Origin of the sequence: Gaiella sp., assembly GCF_039915195.1 — a bacterium.
Lineage (GTDB): Bacteria > Actinomycetota > Thermoleophilia > Gaiellales > Gaiellaceae > Gaiella.
The window spans coordinates 1-3,047 of the sequence record NZ_JBDSNT010000103.1; the positions used below are offsets into that span (position 1 = coordinate 1).

Sequence of the window (3,047 nt, forward strand, 5' to 3'; positions counted from 1 at the left end):
CTCGCGCTCGGCCTTCGCGTCGACCTCGCGATCGGCGACTTCGACTCGGTCTCTGCGGCAGGACTCGCCGCAGCCGAGGCGGGTGGTGCACGGGTCGAGCGGCACCCGGCCGCGAAGGACGCGACCGACCTCGAGCTCGCGCTCGACGCTGCCATTGCTCTCCGCCCCACGCGTATCGCTGTCGTCGGGTCTGGCGGCGGCCGTCTCGACCACCTGCTCGGCTCGGTGCTGCTCCTCGCAGACGAGCGCTACGCCTCCACGGAGATCGACGCATACCTCGGAGATGCGTGCGTCTCCGTCATCCGCGGATCGCGCACGATTACAGGTGCCCCGGGGGACATCCTGACCTTGCTTCCAGTGCACGGCGCAGCGGAAGGCGTAACAACCGACGGCCTCGAATATCCACTCCGGAACGGAACGCTGCCGCCGGGCACGAGTCGCGGGATCTCGAACGTCTTCTCCTCATCCGAGGCACGGATCACGGTCGATCGAGGCTGTCTGCTCGCGATCAGCCCCGAGCACGAGGGTCCCTTGTGACGATTTGGCACAAGCTGGCGATCGCGAACCACTCGAGCACCTCGCCGGCTCGCTGTCAAAGCGACGGATCATTGTGACGATTTGGCACAAGCGCTCGGTCGCGCTGGCGCTCGTCGCGGCCTCCCTCGTCGCCGGATGCGGCGACGCGGGAGACAGCAGCGCCGGGAAGGAGGTCGTGCTCGTCACGCACGACTCGTTCGTGATTCCGAAGGCAGTGAAGGCCGCGTTCGAGCAGGAGAGCGGCTTCAAACTGAAGATCCTTCAGGGCGGGGACGCGGGCGAAGCGGTCAACCGAGCGCTGCTCACAAAGGGGAATCCGCAGGGGGACGTTCTCTTCGGGATCGACAACAACCTGCTCTCGCGCGCACTCGACGAGGGCCTCTTCGACGAGTACGAGGCAACCGAGCTCGATGACGTCGAGAGCTCGTTCGTCCTCGACCCGAAGCATCGAGTGACGCCGATCGACCACGGGGACGCCTGCCTGAACATCGACCGGAACTGGTTCGCCTCCCGCGGAATCGCGCCGCCGACCTCGCTCGACGATCTCACAGCGCCGCGTTATCGCAAGCTGCTCGTCGTCCAGAATCCCGCCACCTCGACGCCGGGGCTCGCGTTCATGCTCGCGAGCGTCGCGCGCTTCGGTGAGGACGGCTGGCGCGACTACTGGCGTCAGTTGCGAGCCAACGGCGTGCTCGTCGTGGACGGGTGGGAGGAGGCCTATACGCAGCGATTCTCGGGCGCAGGAGGGAGCAAGGGGAATCGTCCGATCGTCGTCTCCTACGCCACGAGCCCGGCGGCGGAGGTGATCTTTGCCGCCAAGCCACCCACGAGCGCCCCGACGGCAGCCGTCACGGAGAGCTGCTTCCGACAGGTCGAGCTCGCAGGCGTGCTCGACGGCGCGAAGAACGTCGACGGCGCCCACGCGCTGATCGACTTCATGCTCTCGGAGCGGTTCCAGGCGGCACTGCCCGAGAGCATGTTCGTGCTGCCGGTGCGCACGGGCACACCTCTGCCCGACACGTTCCGCCGATACGCCGTCTCGCCTTCCACGCCGCTCACGCTTCCGGCGGACGAGATCGGCGCGAACCGAGACCGGTGGATCGACGAGTGGACGCAGACCGTTCTCCGGTGACGCGCGCCTGGCGAGCCTCCGCGGTCGCCGTGCCGGCGGCTTTCGTCCTGCTCTTTTTCGCCTACCCGCTCCTCTCCATCCTCGAGCGCGGATTGACGGGAGATGGACGCCTCTCGCTCCCGACGGGGACGGGCTCGCTGCTCGTGTTTACGATCTGGCAGGCGTCCGTCTCGACGCTCCTGACACTCGTCGCAGGTCTTCCGCTCGCGTGGGCGATCGGCCGCTTCCGGTATCGAGGCCGTTCGACGGCACGCGCGCTCGTGCTCGTTCCCTTCGTCCTCCCGACCGTGGTCGTCGCCGCAGCGTTCCTCGAGGTACTCCCGGACGACTACGAGGGCGGCATCTGGGCGATCCTCGCCGCACATGTCTTCTTCAACGTCGCCGTCGTCGTGCGCATCGTCGGGGGAGCGTGGGCGACCATCGACCCTTCCTCCGGTGAGGCGGCGACCGTCCTCGGCGCGGGACCGTGGCGGCGGCTCCGTGAGGTGACCCTGCCGCAGCTGGCTCCCTCCCTCTCCGCGTCCGCCGCCCTGACGTTCCTCTTCTGTTTCACGTCGTTCGGCGTCATCCTGATTCTCGGTGGCCCCGGCCGAGCGACGCTCGAGACCGAGATCTACAACCGCGCTGCGCGACAGTTCGACCTGGAAGCCGCAGCCGTCCTCTCCCTTCTCCAGCTCGGAGCCGTTGCGATCGTGCTGGCAATCGCCAGCATCCTCGAGGGACGGGCCGGCGTCGCGGCCAAGCTGACGAGCGAGCGAGACGTGCTGCGACGGCCGACACCCCGAGAGCACGTCGCTCTCGTCACGGTGCTCGGCCTCGCCGCACTTGCGCTCGCTCTCCCGCTCGTCGTTCTCGTCGAACGGTCGCTCGGCAACTGGGCCGCGCTCTTCCGGGAGACGCCCGTGCTTCTCGTCGAACCGTGGCAGGCAGCCGGCTACTCGGTTGCCTTCGCCGCCGTCGCAGCGATGATCGCGCTGCTCATCGGCGGCTTCGCTGCACACGCGCTCGCGCGGAGACCTCCTGGTGCCATCGACGGCTTCGTCCTGCTGCCGCTCGGCGCCTCCGCGGTGATGCTCGGATTCGGGTTCGTGATCGCGTTCGACTCGCCCCCACTCGACTTCCGCTCGTCGTGGTGGCTCGTCCCCGTTGCACAGGCGCTCGTCGCCACGCCCTTCGTGATCCGGATCGTCACGCCCGCGCTCCGTTCCATCGAACCACGACTGAAGGAGGTTGCAGAAACGCTCGGCGCGTCGCCCTCGCGCGCGTGGCGGGAGGTAGACCTCCCGCTCGCCGGACGCGCATTCGCAGCCGCCGCCGGGTTCGCCTTCGCGATCTCGCTCGGCGAGTTCGGCGCAACGGTGTTCGTCGCCCGGGCAGA

General features: G+C 68.4%; 3 protein-coding genes. All 3 read left to right on the forward strand.

Annotated features, from left to right (window positions below):
• Positions 1-537, forward strand: a 537-nt coding sequence (locus tag ABIR74_RS10190) for a thiamine diphosphokinase (RefSeq protein ID WP_348177695.1), incomplete at its 5' end; no start/stop codon positions are given.
• 73 nt (positions 538-610) lie between these two features.
• Complete coding sequence (locus ABIR74_RS10195) at positions 611-1,669, forward strand: thiamine ABC transporter substrate-binding protein (RefSeq protein ID WP_348177697.1); 1,059 nt, start codon at positions 611-613, stop codon at positions 1,667-1,669.
• A partial coding sequence (locus ABIR74_RS10200) for an iron ABC transporter permease (RefSeq protein WP_348177699.1) occupies positions 1,666-3,047 on the forward strand: 1,382 nt, incomplete at its 3' end. The genes ABIR74_RS10195 and ABIR74_RS10200, both read left to right, overlap by 4 nt.